This is a genomic window from Cellulosimicrobium funkei (genome assembly GCF_004519295.1).
GTDB lineage: Bacteria > Actinomycetota > Actinomycetes > Actinomycetales > Cellulomonadaceae > Cellulosimicrobium > Cellulosimicrobium funkei.
The window spans coordinates 19,642-33,762 of the sequence record NZ_SOZH01000003.1 but is presented as its reverse complement, the minus strand read 5'-3'; the positions used below and the strand labels follow the sequence as shown (position 1 = coordinate 33,762).

The following is a 14,121-nucleotide window of genomic DNA, read 5'->3' as shown; positions in this document are numbered from 1 at the left end:
AGCCGCGGGACGTCCTTCCGGGGCGAGCGGGGAGCAGCGTCAAGACCACGTCCACGTGCCCGTGACCTGCTCGATGAGCTCGTCGCCGTTGTCGTAGGGGGTGACGATCGCGATCACGAAGAACTGGACCTCGTCCGTGCCCGACGCGAACCGCTCGGGTGCGAAGGCGGTGATGAAGGCCTTCGTCCGCGTCTCCTCGAAGCTCCCCTCGACCCGGGTGATGTTCGCCGGAACGCCGTCGAGGGTGGTCGCCTCGTGCAGGCTGAGGATGCTGCCGTTCTCCGCGAAGTACGAGTCCGCGAGGAGGTCGACCGCTCCCCCGAGATCGGTCCCGACCCCCCACGCCTCGGACGTCGCGACCCGCACCGGTTGGACCGACACCTGGCCGTAGATCGCCCCGACACCCGTGGGCACCACCGCCCCCTCGACGAGCTCGCCCCAGAGCTCGAGGGCACCGTGGCAGTGTTCCTCCTGGTCCGAGGAGACGTTGTTCACGAACGCCTCCGGGCCCTCGTAGGACCAGCAGGGCGTCCGCACCGGCTGGCCCGACACGATCGCGTACTCGGCCCCGGAGGGGGTCGCCGGCTCGCCCTCGCTCTGGGGCGTCACCGCCGCCGGAGGGGTCGCGCCGTCGTCGGTCTCGGCGAAGGGCAGCGCGCAGCCGGGGGCGACCGTGAGGACGACGGCGACCCCGAGTCCCGAGAGCACGCGACCGACGGCGGCTCTCCGACGGGTGGCGAGGCGAGCACGGGGAAGGCGCCCCGTGCGAGGGACAGCTGTCGTTCGCTCGTGCTGGCTCGTGCGCTCGTGCTGGTCGCGCATGACGATCCTCCTGGTCGTGGGTTCCTGGACCGGACGCTAGACGCCACGTCGGCGAGGGCCCCGGTTATCCACAGGCCAGGATCCGCAAGATCTCGGGACGCCACGCTGTGGCTCGGCTCATCGACCGGTTCGCGGACGAGAGCGCACCCGCGGCCGACGCCGCCGGCGGACGGGTACAGCGGATACCGCCGGGCCGCGCGCGTCCCCCTTCGCGCCACGGGCCGCGCCTCGGTCGTTGACAGAGTCGTCTCATCTATCGACAATCGATAGATGAGACCTCCCCTCGTCGCGTGCACACGAGCACTCCTCGTCCTCGTGGCCCTCGGCACCGCGCTGTCGATGTTCCTCGCCCCCCTCCTCGCGGCCGAGGTCGGGGGGCAGCACCCGGAGGTCCGCGGCCTCGTGGTCCCGTACTCCGTGCTGGCCGTGCTGGCGTTGCTCGCGGTCGAGGTCGCCCTCGTGGCGGTGTGGCGTCTGCTCGGCCTCGCCGCCCGCGACGAGGTGTTCGACCCGCGCGCGCTGCGCTCGGTCACCGTGGTGATCGGGTGCGTGGCCACGGTCGCGACCCTCGCCGCGACGGTGTTCGGTCACCTGACCTTCGGGGCGCAGCTCGGCGGGCCGCTCGTGCTCCTCGGCCTCCTCGGCTCGCTCGTGGGCGGGGGCGCGCTGGCCCTGCTCGTCGTGGTGCTGCGCGCGCTGCTCCGCGCCGCGACCGCCGACCGCCGCGAGCTGGCCGCGGTGATCTAGGTGCCGATCGTCATCGACCTCGACGTCCTCCTGGCGCGGAGGCAGATGTCCGTCGGCGACTTCGCCGCCGCGGTCGGCATCACGCCGGCGAACGTCGCCGTCCTGAAGAACGGGCGTGCGAAGGCCGTGCGCTTCTCGACGCTGGACGCCGTCTGCCGCGTCCTCGGGTGCCAGCCCGGAGACGTCCTGCGGTGGGTCCCGGACGAGCCCGACGACGCGGGACCGCCCGCCACCTGACCCGCCCGGTCGCCGCGTCGATGAGTTCGGCGACCGGACGACGTCTTACCCGTGACCGAGACCACGACGCCGCGGGAGCCGAGCCATGGGAAGCATCGAGATCGAGCTGTTCACGACCCTCGACCTCGTCGGGCAGGCGCCCGGCGGGCCGGAGGAGGACCCGGAGGGCGGGTTCGCGTTCGGCGGGTGGCAGGCGCCGCTGCTCGACGACGTCGCGGGCGCGCAGATCGCCGCGGCGTACGAGGGCACGGACGCGCTGCTGCTCGGGCGCCGCACGTACGACATCTTCGCGTCGTACTGGCCGTTCCAGGAGGGCGGGCAGGACGACGACTTCGCCACCCTGTTCAACCGCATCCCGAAGTACGTCGCGTCGCGCGGGACGCCGGACCTGCCGTGGGCCGGGTCGACGCTGCTCGGCTCGGACCTGCCCGCCGCGGTGCGCGAGGTGCGCGACCGGCACGAGCACGTCAAGGTCGTGGGCAGCCTCGACCTGGTGCAGACGCTGCTGCGCGAGAGGCTGTTCGACCGGCTCGACCTGTGGGTGCACCCCATCGTGCTCGGCACGGGCAAGACCGTGTTCGACGGCGGCGCCGTCCCCACCAACCTCACCCTCCTCGAGCCTCCCGCACCGAGCCCGACGGGCACGGTCCTGCTGCGCTACGGCCTCGCGGACGGCACACCCGGGACGGGCGACATGAGCGAGCCGGCACGCGGCGTCGGGCAGGACGCCTGATCCACGAGAGCGTGACCAGGCACGAGAGGCGTCGGCGCCGGCGGTTCGGAACCGTGCACCTCCCTCCCACGAGTCCGCACCCACGATCCCGAACTCAGGAGACCCGCCCATGACAATCCAGCGCCTCGACAACGTGGCCGTCGTCGTCGACGACCTCGACGCGGCCGTCGCGTTCTTCGCCGAGCTCGGGATGGAGCTCGAGAACCGGATGACGATCGAGGGGCGGTGGGCGGAGCGCGTCGTCGGCCTCGACGACCTCCGCTCGGAGATCGCGATGATGCGCGTCCCCGGCGGGCCCGGGCGGCTGGAGCTCACGCGGTACCACGCTCCGGCGCCGCTCGACCTGGGGCTCGACACCGCCCCGCCGAACGTGCTCGGTCTGCACCGCGTGATGTTCGCCGTGGACGACCTCGACGACACGGTCGAGCGCCTCGCCCGCCACGGCGGGGCGGTGCTGCGGGAGATCGTGCGCTTCGACGACGTGTACCGGCTCTGCTACCTGCGAGGGCCCGGCGGCATCATCGTCGGGCTCGCGGAAGAGCTCGGGTGAGGCGCGCCGCTAGGAGGCGGTAGCCGCCTCGCCGCGCAGGATCGACGACATCTTCTTGCCGCGCGCGACCTCGTCGACGAGCTTGTCGAGGTAGCGGACCTTCTGCATCAGCGGGTCCTCGATGTCCTCGACGCGGACGCCGCAGATCACCCCGGTGATGAGCGAGGCGTTCGGGTTCCACGCAGGCGCCCGGTCGAAGAACTCCTCGAGCGTGATCTCGTCGGCGATCGCCTGCGTGAGGCCGGCGTCGTCGTAGCCGGTGAGCCAGCCGACGACCTGGTCGAGCTCGTCCTTCGTGCGTCCCTTGCGCTCCACCTTGGTGACGTAGAGCGGGTAGATGCTCGCGAAGCTCGTCCCGAAGATCCGGTGTCCCGCCATGGATGGCTTCCTCCTGCCCCGGCTGCGCCCGTCATCGGCTCGGCGCGTGCGGCCGTCCGGCACGAACCACGCTACCGCGCGGCGGGGACGGCGCGGGCGCCGACCATCCCGTGCGACGCCTCGAGCCGGTCCACGAGCAGCGTCCCGGCCGCGACCAGCGGCACGAGCACGAGGTTGCCGAGCAGCATGGTGCGCAGGAACGGCAGACCCGCGACGTAGCTCGCGACGAGCCCGTCCGCTCCCGCCGGGTACCAGACGCCGCGGCCCTGCAGCCAGACGCCGAAGTTCGTCCACGCGAAGAACCAGAGCGAGCCCGCGACGCCGAACGCCGCGCCCGCGCCGACGCGGCGCCACCCGGTCGTGTTCCGCGCGAGCAGCGAGCCCAGCCCGACGACGAGCCACGCGCTCCACGTGAACAGCGCGATCGCCGTGTTGCCGAGCACGACGTCGGACACGACCGCCACCGCGAGCGGCACGACGAACGCCCACCGCGAGCGCAGCAGGATCGTCGCCGCGAACGTCGCCGCGGTGACGAGCTCGAGGTTCGGGGGTGCGCCGAGGTCGGCGCGCACGAGCCGCCACACGACGGCGAGCGCCGCGAGCGTGACGACGAGCGCCGGGCGCCACCAGCGCAGCGCCGTGCTCTCCGAGCGCGTCACGAGGTGAACGTCTCGAGCTTCCACGTGATCTCGTCCCCGTCCTTCGTCTCGAGGGAGCCTGCACCCACGGTAGCCATCTCGCCGTTCACGTACAGGGCCCAGAACTCGCTGTCGGGGTCGGCGGCGACGCCGTCGATCGCCGTGACGAACGCGTTCTCACCCTCGCCGGTCACCTGGGCGGACGGGTCCGCCTCGAGGAGCAGGGCGAGGGCGGTCGCGCCCTCGCGCCCCTCGTAGGAGAGCTCGGGCGCGTCCTCGCCGTCGCCGGGCTCGTCGTCGGGCGCCTCGTCCGTCGCGTCGTCGGCCGGGGCGCTCGACTCCTCGCCCGCGGTCGCCGTGGAGGTCGACGTGGTGTCGGCGGCGGGCTCGTCGGCGGACGAGCACCCGGCCAGCAGGCCCGCGGTGAGCAGGACGGCGGTCAGGGCGGTGAGCGGGCGCGCGGACGCGGCGCGGAGCGTTCGGAGGGTCACGTCGTCAGCGTACGGAGCGCCGCCCGGCTCGCGCCGGGTCGCCCGCCTGTCGGACGACGGCCCCTCACCCGATCTCCTCGCCCGCGACGGCCTTGGCCGCCAGCCGCTCCTCCTCGCTGACCTCCCACACCTCGTACGCGGAGTGGCCCGCGAGGAGGATGATCCCCCAGCCCAGGACAAGGTCCGGCCAGCCGGACCCGGTCCACGCGGTCACGAGCCCCATCGCGATGACGGCGACGTTGACGAGCACGTCGTTGCGGGCCGACAGGAACGCGGCGCGGCTCAGCGACCCGCCGTGGTGGCGGACGCGGACGAGGAGCCACGCGCACACGCCGTTGACCACGACCGCGCCGAGCGAGGCGAGGACGATCGGCAGCACCTCGGGAGCAGGCGGGTCACCGAACCGGCGCACGACCTCCCACGCCGCGAACAGCGCGGGGACGAGGATGAGCAGGGCCAGCGCCTTGCCCAGGACCGCGCGCCGCGCGAGCGGGAAGCCCAGCGCGACGGCGATGAGCAGGTTGATCGCGGTGTCCTCGAGGAAGTCCACGCTGTCGGCGAGCAGCGAGACCGAACCCGCCGCGAGCGCGACGGTGAGCTCGACGACGAAGTACGCGAGGTTGAGCCCCGCGACCAGGAGGACGGTGCGCCGCAGCAGGCGGGCCAGCTGGGGGTCGCCCGCCCGTGGCGCGTCCTGCCCGGCGGACATCGTCAGACGTCGATGCGGGCGTGGTCCAGCTCAGCTGCGCCGGCGACGATGAACTCCTTGCGCGGCGCGACGTCGCTGCCCATGAGCAGCTCGAACACGCGCTCCGCCGCCTCGGCGTGCTCGGCCGTGACGCGGCGCAGGGTGCGGTGACGCGGGTCCATCGTCGTCTCGGCGAGCTGGTCGGCGTCCATCTCTCCCAGGCCCTTGTACCGCTGGATGTCGTCCTTGTAGCGGCGGCCGGCCTTGTCGAGCTTCTTGAGCGTCGCGGCGAGCTCGGCCTCGGAGTACGTGTAGATGTACTCGTTCTTGCGGCGCCCGGCACCGATGACCTCGATGCGGTGCAGCGGCGGCACGGCCGCGAAGACGCGCCCCGCCTCGACGAGCGGCTTCATGTACCGGTAGAAGAGCGTGAGCAGCAGGGTGCGGATGTGGGCGCCGTCGACGTCGGCGTCCGTCATGAGGACGATCTTGCCGTAGCGCGCGGCTTCGAGGTCGAACGACCGCCCGGACCCGGCACCGAGCACCTGGATGATCGCGGTGCACTCGGCGTTGCGCAGCATGTCGCTCACGGACGCCTTCTGCACGTTGAGGATCTTGCCGCGGATGGGTAGCAGCGCCTGGAAGTCGGAGCTGCGCGCGAGGCGCGCGGTGCCGAGCGCGCTGTCGCCCTCGACGATGAACAGCTCGCTGCGCTCGACGTCGTCGCTGCGGCAGTCGACGAGCTTGGCCGGCAGCGACGACGTCTCGAGCGCGTTCTTGCGCCGCGAGATCTCCTTCTGCTTGCGCGCGGTGATGCGCGCGCGCATCTCGGCGACGACCTTGTCGAGCAGCAGCGCGGCCTGCGTCTTCTCGTCGCGCTTGGTGGAGGTGAGGAGGGCGTTCAGCTCCTTCTCGACGACGCGCGCCACGATGCCCCGCACCGGCGCCGTGCCGAGGACCTCCTTCGTCTGTCCCTCGAACTGCGGCTCGGCGAGGCGCACGGTGACGACGGCCGTCAGGCCGGCGAGCACGTCGTCCTTCTCGATGCGCTCGGACGCGTCCTTCGTCGACACCTTGAGGCGGCGTGCGTTCGTCTCGACCGCCTTGCGCAGCACCTTGAGCAGGCCCTGCTCGAAGCCTCCCAGGTGGGAGCCGCCCTTGGGCGTGGCGATGATGTTGACGAAGCTGCGGACCTCGGTCTCGTAGCCGGTGCCCCAGCGCAGCGCGACGTCGACCTCGCAGTCGCGCTGCACCGCCTGCGGGGTCATGTGACCGCGGTCGTCGAGCACGGGGACGGTCTCCGTGAACGAGCCCGAGCCCGTGAGGCGCCACGTCGCGGTGACGGGGGTGTCCGGCGCGAGGAAGTCGACGAAGTCGACCGACCCGCCCGTGTGCACGAACGTCTCCTCGTGCGGCCCGGACTCCCCCGGCGTCCCGGGCACGCCGCGCTCGTCGCGCACCGTGATCTCGAGACCGGGGACGAGGAACGTCGTCTGGCGCACGCGCGTGACGAGCTCGTCGTAGGAGAAGACGGCCGTCTTGAGGAAGATCTGACGGTCCGCCCAGTAGCGGACACGCGTGCCGGTGACGCCGCGCTTCGTCTTCCCGACGACCGCGAGCTCGGACCCGGATACGAACGGCTCGAACGGGGCGTCCGGCGTCGGACCCGTCCTCGGGTCGCTGAACACGCCCGGCTCGCCGCGGTGGAAGGTCATGCGGTGCGTCTTGCCGCCGCGGTCGACCTCGACGTCGAGGCGCGAGGACAGCGCGTTGACGACGGACGCGCCGACACCGTGCAGGCCGCCCGACGCGGTGTACGACCCGCCGCCGAACTTGCCGCCCGCGTGCAGCTTGGTGAAGACGACCTCGACGCCGGACAGGCCCGTCTTCGGCTCGATGTCGACGGGGATGCCGCGGCCGTCGTCCTCGACCGTCACGGAGGTGTCGGCGTGCAGCACGACCCGGATCTTCGAGCAGTTGCCCGCGAGCGCCTCGTCGACCGAGTTGTCGATGATCTCCCAGAGGCAGTGCATGAGACCGCGCGAGTCGGTCGTGCCGATGTACATGCCCGGTCGCTTGCGCACGGCCTCGAGGCCCTCGAGCACGGACAGGTGCCGAGCGGTGTAGCTGGACTCAGCGGAGGTGGTCGTCACGGCGGCAAGCCTAGACGAGGGCGCCCACAGCGCGGTGCTGCCCCGCCGCGCCGCCGCGGACGCCGCGCGATCCGGCGGGATGCGGCGGGATGCCGGCGGGAGGCCACGGCGCGGGTGAGCGCGCTTCGCGGGTAGCGAACCCGGCGCTCCCCCGGGACGAAACCTCAGGAGGGGATGGTTTGATGTTCATGTGACTGCTACGACGACCACCACCGAACCGCTGACCGCGGCCGACCGCTGCGACCGCTGCGGGGCCCAGGCGTACGTCCGTGTGGTCCTGCCGAGCGGCGAGCTGCTGTTCTGCGGCCACCACGCGCGGGCGCACGCGGATGCCTACACCGACCTCGCGACGTCCATCCAGGACGAGACCGACAAGCTGCTCGAGGAGCACGGCGCGCGCTGACGCGCCGGTCCGCCGAGCACCGTCCCGCGCCAGGAGCGCACGACCGCGGGACCGGCTCCACCGCCCGGTCCCCCGCGACGACCACCTCAGAGACAGACCTCAGACACGACGAAGGCCCCGAGGAGATCTCCTCGGGGCCTTCGTCGTGCGACGGCGGCGGGCGGCCGGTGGTGCCACCGGCCGCCCGCCGAGACGCGTCAGTCGAGGTAGTCGCGCAGGACCTGCGAGCGGCTCGGGTGGCGCAGCTTCGACATGGTCTTCGACTCGATCTGGCGGATGCGCTCGCGCGTCACGCCGTAGACCTTGCCGATCTCGTCGAGCGTCTTGGGCTGGCCGTCCGAGAGTCCGAACCGCATCGAGACGACGCCCGCCTCGCGCTCGCTCAGCGTGTCGAGCACCTGGTGCAGCTGCTCCTGCAGGAGCGTGAAGCTCACCGCGTCCGCCGGGACGATGGCCTCGGAGTCCTCGATGAGGTCGCCGAACTCGGAGTCGCCGTCCTCGCCGAGCGGCGTGTGCAGCGAGATGGGCTCGCGGCCGTACTTCTGGACCTCGACGACCTTCTCCGGGGTCATGTCGAGCTCCTTGGCGAGCTCCTCGGGCGTGGGCTCCCGGCCCAGGTCCTGCAGCATCTGACGCTGCACGCGCGCGAGCTTGTTGATGACCTCGACCATGTGCACCGGGATACGGATGGTGCGCGCCTGGTCCGCCATCGCGCGCGTGATCGCCTGCCGGATCCACCACGTCGCGTACGTCGAGAACTTGTAGCCCTTGGTGTAGTCGAACTTCTCGACCGCACGGATCAGACCGAGGTTGCCCTCCTGGATCAGGTCCAGGAACAGCATGCCGCGACCCGTGTACCGCTTGGCCAGCGACACCACCAGACGCAGGTTCGCCTCCAGCAGGTGGTTCTTCGCCCGCTTGCCGTCGTGCGCGATCCACTGCAGCTCACGCTTGAGCTTGCGGTCCAGGTCGTCGCCCTCGGCCGCGAGCTTCTCCTCCGCGAACAGACCGGCCTCGATCCGCTTCGCGAGCTCGACCTCCTGCTCCGCGTTCAGCAGCGCGACCTTGCCGATCTGCTTGAGGTAGTCCTTGACCGGGTCGGCCGTCGCACCCGCGGTCACGACCTGCTGGACCGGGGCGTCGTCCTCGTCCGCGTCGGAGACGACGAAGCCGGTCTCCTCGGGCTCGTCGCTCGGCGCGGCGGCGGCAGCCTTCTTGGCGCCAGGCTCCGCAGCCTCCTCGTCCTCGGTCACGTCGATCTCGAGTTCCTCGATCTCGACCTCGGCGTCGTCCTCGTCGTCGTCCTTCTTCTTGGCGCGCGCGGGCGTCGCCTTGGACTTGGCGGGGGCCTTGGCCGCGGTCTTGCGGGCGGCGGGCTTGGCGGGGCCGGTCGACGAGGTCTCCGCGCCCTCGGCGTCGGCAGCCGGGGCGGCCTTCGTCGTGGTCGTGCGCTTGGTCGCCGACGCGGACTTCGTCGCGGCGGGCTTGGTGCGCGCCGTCGTCGTGCTGCGCGGGGAAGCCGCCGCGGCCACCTTCGTCGTGGTCGGGATGTCGACCTCGACGCCGGCGCCCGCGAGCGCGCGGAAGACCGCCTTCAGCCGCTTGGCGTCGTTGACGGCAGCCTGCTCGCACGCGGTGCGGAAGCTCTCGGCGTCGACGCGACCGTTCGCGCTGCCGCGCCGCAGGAGCTCCTGCAGGGCGGGGTGCTCGAACTCTCGCGGGAGTGCGGAAATCGGGGTTGAGGGCGCCACAAACCGACCTTTCGGCAATCATGGGGGGCGGTAGGGCCGCCGGAGCGGGGACGTGAACCGTGAAGTGCGGGCTGCTCTGGACTCTCACGGTGAGTCGTCGGGCTCTGGCGGACTACCTATATTGTACCGGCGATCCGTGCGCCGGACGCCGCGACACGGGGTGATGTCGGACCTGGCCGTCTCCCGACGGCCCGGCGCACCACGTCGTCACGACGTTCGTCACCCGGATTCGTGACGTGTACAACGGGCCGGGGCCCCGGAAGATTCCCCCGCCCGCGCTGCCCTCACCCTGCGCGCTCCGCGCGCCGGACCGCAGGGATCCCCGTCCGCGCCGACGCGCGGGCCGGCTCAGACGCCGGCGGGCCGCTCGGGCTTGACGGCCAGCACGGGGCAGGGCGCGTCGAGCAGGATGCGCTGGGCGTTCGAGCCGAGGATGAGCTTGCCCACGGGGCTGCGCCGACGCAGCCCGATGACGATGAGCTCCGCCGACGACCGCTCCGCGGCGCCCACGAGGTCCTCCGCGAGGTCCGCCGAGCCCTGCTCGCGGCGCAGCGTCGTGCCCGTCCCCTCGAGGCGCGCCTCCACGCGTCGCAGGTCGTCCTCGTGCGCGGCGACGAGCTCGGGAGTCGACATGGAGGCCTCGGTCACGACGACGACGAGGTCGGTGCCGCGCCGGACGGCCTCGGTGGCCGCGCTGTCGAGAGCCTCGCGACCCTCGGGCGTGCTCAGGTGCGCGACGACGACGCTCATGTGTCCTCCGGAGACGGCTCGTGGGTGCGGCCGGCCGCGGGGGCGACCGCAGGTCGTGTTGCCTCGAACCTACCCGACGTCGTGCGTGTCGGCGCACGCGTCGGCGCGGACCCAGCCCGGCGGGACCCCGGCGTCGAGCGCGCTCGCGAGCAGCAGCGCGAGCCGGTACGTCGGGTCTTCCGCGAGCGCCTCGGCCAGCCGCCGACGGGCCCGGCCGCCGTCGCCGTGCCACCAGGCCACGAGCGCCAGGAGCGTCAGCGCGGGTGCGGTGCTCCCGCGAGGCGCGTGGGCGACGACCGCCTCGAGCACGGCCCTCGCCGGCCCGGTGACCGCCGGGTCGGGCGCGAGGCCCGCACCAGGGTCCACGACGGCCGCGATGGCACGGCCCGTCCCGGCGTCCACGTCCCCGCCCCGCACGGTGCGGTCCGGCAGGTCGTCGGTCCCCGGCACGAGGGACAGGAGCACGGCGTCGCGCACGGGGACCGACTCGAGGCCCGCGGCCAGGCGCCCGAGGACTGTCGCGGCGGGCACCGCGGCACCGGCGCCGTCGCCGACCGGCCCGCCGTCGACCGGCCCGCCGTCGGTACGCCCGCCGTCCCGCGCCCGGTCGCGCGCGACGACCTGCGCGACCGCGGTCCGCCACAGCGCGAGGGCGGACACCCGGGCCGCGACCCGGGCCGCGACGTCGTCGCCGGCCGCCACGGACCGGGCGCGGTCGCGCACCCGCCGTGCCGCGCGCGCGGCACGGCGCCGCGCGTCCGCGCCCGCGGGCGGGATCCGCAGCGCCTCCTCGCGCGAGTCCGCGAGCGCCGCCCCGGACAGCACCATGTGCGCGCCGACCTCGCTCGACTCGAGCTCGCGCAGCGACCTTCCCTCCGGCGGGCAGCAGTCGTCCTCGGCGCAGTCGAGCGCGTACCAGCCCGTCGACGACACGACCCACGCCTCGACGGGCCCGTGGTGCGGCTCGGCGGCCTCGCGGCAGTGCTCGACGGCGGCCCGCACCCGCGCGGCGGCAACGCCCGACGCGCGCAGCGGCGCGTCGGAGTAGACGACGAGCACGACGCGGCGTGCGCCGTCGGCCGCGAGGTGCCCCACGACGGACCGCGCGAGCTGCGGCCCGTGCTCGACGTCCGCCGCGTCGGCGACGTCGACGCGCACGACGAGACCGATGCGGCCGCGCGGTGGCCGCAGCCCCACGAGGACGACGCTGTCCTGCGGTCGGTAGCCGAGCCGGAAGGGGACGTAGGCGAGGAGCTCGCGCGGGCCCTGGGCCCGGATGAGGGTCGTCATGCGCCCATCCCAGCCGCTGCGCGCGGCGTGCGGGGCGCGCGCCGCCCGGCTGTGGACGACGCGGGGCGGGCACCCGGGGCTGTGGTCGGCCCCCGACCCCGGTGGTGGCTCGCGCACGCGCGGATGACTACGGTGTGCGCGTGCCACCACGAACCCGCGCCGCCGCGCACCCGGCGCTCTCCCCTGCCGGCCGGGCCGCCGTCGTCCTCGTCGCTGCCGTGCTGGGCTCGACGCTGGCGGGGTGCCAGGCGGACCTGGCCGACGTGCAAGGCGCCGCGGCACCCCGGGAGGAGCAGCCGGCGCCGGACGCCGACTCCGGCGCGCCGGGCACGCCGCTGCCCGACTACGACGCCGCCTCGGCGGTCGGGGACCTGGTGGAGGGTTTCCCCGCCGCGCTGGTCCCGGTGGCGCCGGGCGCCGAGGTGCTCGCGAGCTCGGCGCGGCCGTCGCAGGACGGCGCGCTCGTGGACGTCACGCTGAACCTGCGCTCGACGGACACGGTCGAGGCGCTCACCGCCTACTACACCGACACGCTGGGCCCGGCCGGGTTCGAGGTGTCGCCGTCGACCGTGCCGAGCGCGCTCACCTCGCTCACCACGTTCGTCCGCACGACCGCGCCCGAGGCCCCGACCGAGTCGGTCGCCGTCGGCGTCTTCGACGACGAGACCGAACGCCTCGTGACGATCAGCGGCCAGGTCGTCCCCGGCTGAGGCGCCGCGCCGCCCGCCCGCGACGAGACCGGGCGGGCAGGGTGTCGCCCGCTCCGCATAGGCTGCCCCCGTGCCGAACCCGTCGCTGCCGACCTCGCCCTCCGTCCCTCCCCAGGCGTCCGAGGACCTCACCGACCCGAGCCCCGCCGCGCTCGTCGACCGCGAGGGGGTGCGCGCAGGCGTCGACGACGCCCTGCACGCCTCGACCGCGGCGATGCGCGCCGAGCTCGCCGGGACCCACCCGGACACGGACGTGCTCGCCGACGCGACGCAGGAGCTGCTCGCGGGCGGCAAGCGCCTGCGCGCCGCGTTCTGCTACTGGTCGTGGCGCGCGCACGGCGGTGACGCAGCGGGCCCGCACCGACCCGCGGTGCTGCGCGCCGGCGCGGCGCTCGAGCTCTTCCAGGCGGCGGCGCTCTTCCACGACGACGTCATGGACTCCTCGGACACCCGCCGCGGGCGCCCGACGGCGCACCGCGCCTTCGCGGCGCGCCACCGCGACCTCGGCTGGTCCGGCGACGGCGCGCGGTACGGCGAGAACGCCGCGATCCTGCTCGGCGACCTCGCGCTCATCGCGAGCCACCGGGAGCTCGGCGACGCGCTCGACGCCCTCGCACCTGCGGTCGCCACGCGGTCGCGACGCGTGTTCGGCCGCATGCAGACGGAGGTCACGGCCGGCCAGTACCTCGACGTGCACGCGCAGGTCCTGCCGTGGGGCGAGGACCCGGCGGCCGACGAGGAGCGGGCCCGGGCCGTCATCCGCTCGAAGTCCGCGCGCTACAGCGTCGAGCACCCCATCGCGCTCGGCGCCGCGCTCGCCGGGGCCGACGACGACGCGGTCGCCGCGACGAGCGCGTTCGGCCTGCCCGTGGGCGAGGCGTTCCAGCTCCGCGACGACGTGCTCGGCGTCTTCGGCGACGCGCAGGTCACCGGCAAGCCGGCCGGCGACGACCTGCGCGAGGGCAAGCGGACGGTGCTCGTCGTGCGCGCGCTGGCCGCGGCGACGCCCGCTCAGCGCGAGCTGCTGCTCACGCACCTGGGCGACCCGGACCTCGACCCGGCCACGGTGGAGGACCTGCGCGCCGTCCTCGTCGAGACGGGCGCGCGCGACGCCGTCGAGTCGCTCATCGCGGAGCTCACCGAGCGCGCCGCAGCCGCCCTCGACGGGGCCGGGCTCGCGGAGCCGGGCGCGACGATGCTCGCGCTGCTCGCGCGCGCCGCCGTCGAGCGCACGGCCTGACCGCACCGCCGCCCGTCGGCCCGGACGATCGGGCCGACGGCGGAGCGCGTCAGAGCTCGGACTGCGCCACGCGGCGCACGCGCGCCTTGTGCCCGCTGAGGAGCGTGTCGAACGGGGCCTCGCCGAGCTCGTCGTGCGGGGCGAAGAGCCACTCGAGGATCTCGGCGTCGTCGAAGCCGGCGTCGGTGAGCACGACGATCGTGCCCTGCAGGCTCGACAGGACACCCACGCGGCCGCTCTCGTCCGGGCGGCCGGCGTTCGCCGGGTCGACCAGGTGCAGCGGCACGAGGAAGCGCGCCGGGACCTGGAACGTCGTGCGCTCGCCGCGCTTCACGCCCACGACGCGCCGCTCCTGCACGAGGCGGCGCACCTTGCCGACGTCGGTGCCGAGCGCCTCGGCGACGTCGGGGAGGGTCAGCCACTCGCCGACGAGGTCGTCGAGCGTGGGGCGGGGGCTGGTGTCGCGATCGGTCACCGGGCAAGCCTACGGCGTGCCTCCACACGACACCCACGCCGTGCGCGCCGTGCTCACCGGATCGT

The 14,121-nt window shown here is 73.8% G+C and carries 18 protein-coding genes; 8 read left to right on the top strand and 10 right to left on the bottom strand.

From position 1 onward, the window contains the following. Positions 1-39: 39 nt before the first annotated feature. Positions 40-708, bottom strand: coding sequence for a hypothetical protein (locus E1O70_RS03160; protein ID WP_061267357.1), 669 nt, complete (start codon positions 706-708; stop codon positions 40-42). 384 nt (positions 709-1,092) lie between these two features. On the opposite strand from E1O70_RS03160, the gene E1O70_RS03155 reads away from it, so the two are divergent. The 4 genes from E1O70_RS03155 (at position 1,093) to E1O70_RS03140 (ending at position 3,089) form a co-directional block, all read left to right on the top strand. After that, positions 1,093-1,569 carry a DUF2975 domain-containing protein gene (locus E1O70_RS03155; RefSeq protein WP_082774361.1) on the top strand — a complete coding sequence of 159 codons (477 nt, stop codon included), beginning with the start codon at positions 1,093-1,095 and terminating at the stop codon, positions 1,567-1,569. Continuing rightward, a complete protein-coding gene (locus tag E1O70_RS03150; protein ID WP_034655601.1) occupies positions 1,570-1,806 on the top strand; it encodes a helix-turn-helix domain-containing protein in 237 nt (78 codons plus the stop codon). A gap of 85 nt (positions 1,807-1,891) precedes the next feature. Next, complete coding sequence (locus tag E1O70_RS03145; protein WP_061267355.1) at positions 1,892-2,539, top strand: dihydrofolate reductase family protein; 648 nt, start codon at positions 1,892-1,894, stop codon at positions 2,537-2,539. Positions 2,540-2,648: 109 nt separating this feature from the next. Next, positions 2,649-3,089: a VOC family protein gene (locus tag E1O70_RS03140; RefSeq protein ID WP_061267354.1), complete on the top strand. Its 441-nt coding sequence runs from the start codon at positions 2,649-2,651 to the stop codon at positions 3,087-3,089. A gap of 9 nt (positions 3,090-3,098) precedes the next feature. Here E1O70_RS03140 and E1O70_RS03135 read toward each other — a convergent pair whose 3' ends face one another. The 5 genes from E1O70_RS03135 to E1O70_RS03115 form a co-directional block, all read right to left on the bottom strand. Next, positions 3,099-3,467, bottom strand: coding sequence for a DUF2200 domain-containing protein (locus E1O70_RS03135; RefSeq protein WP_061267353.1), 369 nt, complete (start codon positions 3,465-3,467; stop codon positions 3,099-3,101). Positions 3,468-3,538: 71 nt separating this feature from the next. Then, entirely contained in the window at positions 3,539-4,126 is a 588-nt protein-coding gene (locus E1O70_RS03130) for a DUF6580 family putative transport protein (protein ID WP_061267352.1), read from the bottom strand. Further along, positions 4,123-4,596: a DUF4430 domain-containing protein gene (locus E1O70_RS03125; RefSeq protein ID WP_061267351.1), complete on the bottom strand. Its 474-nt coding sequence runs from the start codon at positions 4,594-4,596 to the stop codon at positions 4,123-4,125. Before E1O70_RS03125 ends, E1O70_RS03130 begins: the two co-directional genes overlap by 4 nt. A gap of 64 nt (positions 4,597-4,660) precedes the next feature. Then, a complete protein-coding gene (locus E1O70_RS03120) occupies positions 4,661-5,305 on the bottom strand; it encodes a cation efflux transmembrane domain-containing protein (protein ID WP_061267350.1) in 645 nt (214 codons plus the stop codon). Between the two features lie 2 nt (positions 5,306-5,307). Further along, complete coding sequence (locus tag E1O70_RS03115; protein ID WP_061267349.1) at positions 5,308-7,437, bottom strand: DNA gyrase/topoisomerase IV subunit B; 2,130 nt, start codon at positions 7,435-7,437, stop codon at positions 5,308-5,310. Positions 7,438-7,627: 190 nt separating this feature from the next. Between E1O70_RS03115 and E1O70_RS03110 the strand changes: the two genes are divergently transcribed. Further along, on the top strand, positions 7,628-7,840 hold the full coding sequence (locus E1O70_RS03110; protein ID WP_061267348.1) for a DUF7455 domain-containing protein: 213 nt from the start codon (positions 7,628-7,630) through the stop codon (positions 7,838-7,840). A 197-nt stretch (positions 7,841-8,037) separates the two neighbouring features. Here E1O70_RS03110 and E1O70_RS03105 read toward each other — a convergent pair whose 3' ends face one another. The 3 genes from E1O70_RS03105 to E1O70_RS03095 form a co-directional block, all read right to left on the bottom strand. Further along, entirely contained in the window at positions 8,038-9,591 is a 1,554-nt protein-coding gene (locus E1O70_RS03105) for an RNA polymerase sigma factor (RefSeq protein ID WP_061267347.1), read from the bottom strand. A 348-nt stretch (positions 9,592-9,939) separates the two neighbouring features. Then, on the bottom strand, positions 9,940-10,341 hold the full coding sequence (locus tag E1O70_RS03100) for a universal stress protein (RefSeq protein WP_061267346.1): 402 nt from the start codon (positions 10,339-10,341) through the stop codon (positions 9,940-9,942). Between the two features lie 69 nt (positions 10,342-10,410). Continuing rightward, a complete protein-coding gene (locus tag E1O70_RS03095) occupies positions 10,411-11,631 on the bottom strand; it encodes a DUF4192 domain-containing protein (RefSeq protein WP_128957492.1) in 1,221 nt (406 codons plus the stop codon). Between E1O70_RS03095 and E1O70_RS20550 the strand changes: the two genes are divergently transcribed. The 3 genes from E1O70_RS20550 to E1O70_RS03085 all read left to right on the top strand — a co-directional run bounded on the left by E1O70_RS20550 (position 11,630) and on the right by E1O70_RS03085 (position 13,581). Continuing rightward, on the top strand, positions 11,630-11,758 hold the full coding sequence (locus E1O70_RS20550) for a hypothetical protein (RefSeq protein WP_276321337.1): 129 nt from the start codon (positions 11,630-11,632) through the stop codon (positions 11,756-11,758). The two genes, E1O70_RS03095 and E1O70_RS20550, sit on opposite strands and share 2 nt — an antisense overlap. Before the next feature lie 13 nt (positions 11,759-11,771). Continuing rightward, complete coding sequence (locus tag E1O70_RS03090) at positions 11,772-12,341, top strand: hypothetical protein (protein WP_128957491.1); 570 nt, start codon at positions 11,772-11,774, stop codon at positions 12,339-12,341. A gap of 70 nt (positions 12,342-12,411) precedes the next feature. Beyond that, the gene (locus E1O70_RS03085; RefSeq protein WP_240696581.1) at positions 12,412-13,581 is read left to right on the top strand and encodes a polyprenyl synthetase family protein; all 1,170 of its coding nucleotides are present in this window, start codon (positions 12,412-12,414) and stop codon (positions 13,579-13,581) included. Between the two features lie 49 nt (positions 13,582-13,630). Here the strand turns inward: E1O70_RS03085 and E1O70_RS03080 are convergent, their stop codons facing one another. After that, on the bottom strand, positions 13,631-14,056 hold the full coding sequence (locus E1O70_RS03080; protein WP_061267343.1) for an Rv2175c family DNA-binding protein: 426 nt from the start codon (positions 14,054-14,056) through the stop codon (positions 13,631-13,633). Positions 14,057-14,121 lie beyond the last annotated feature (65 nt).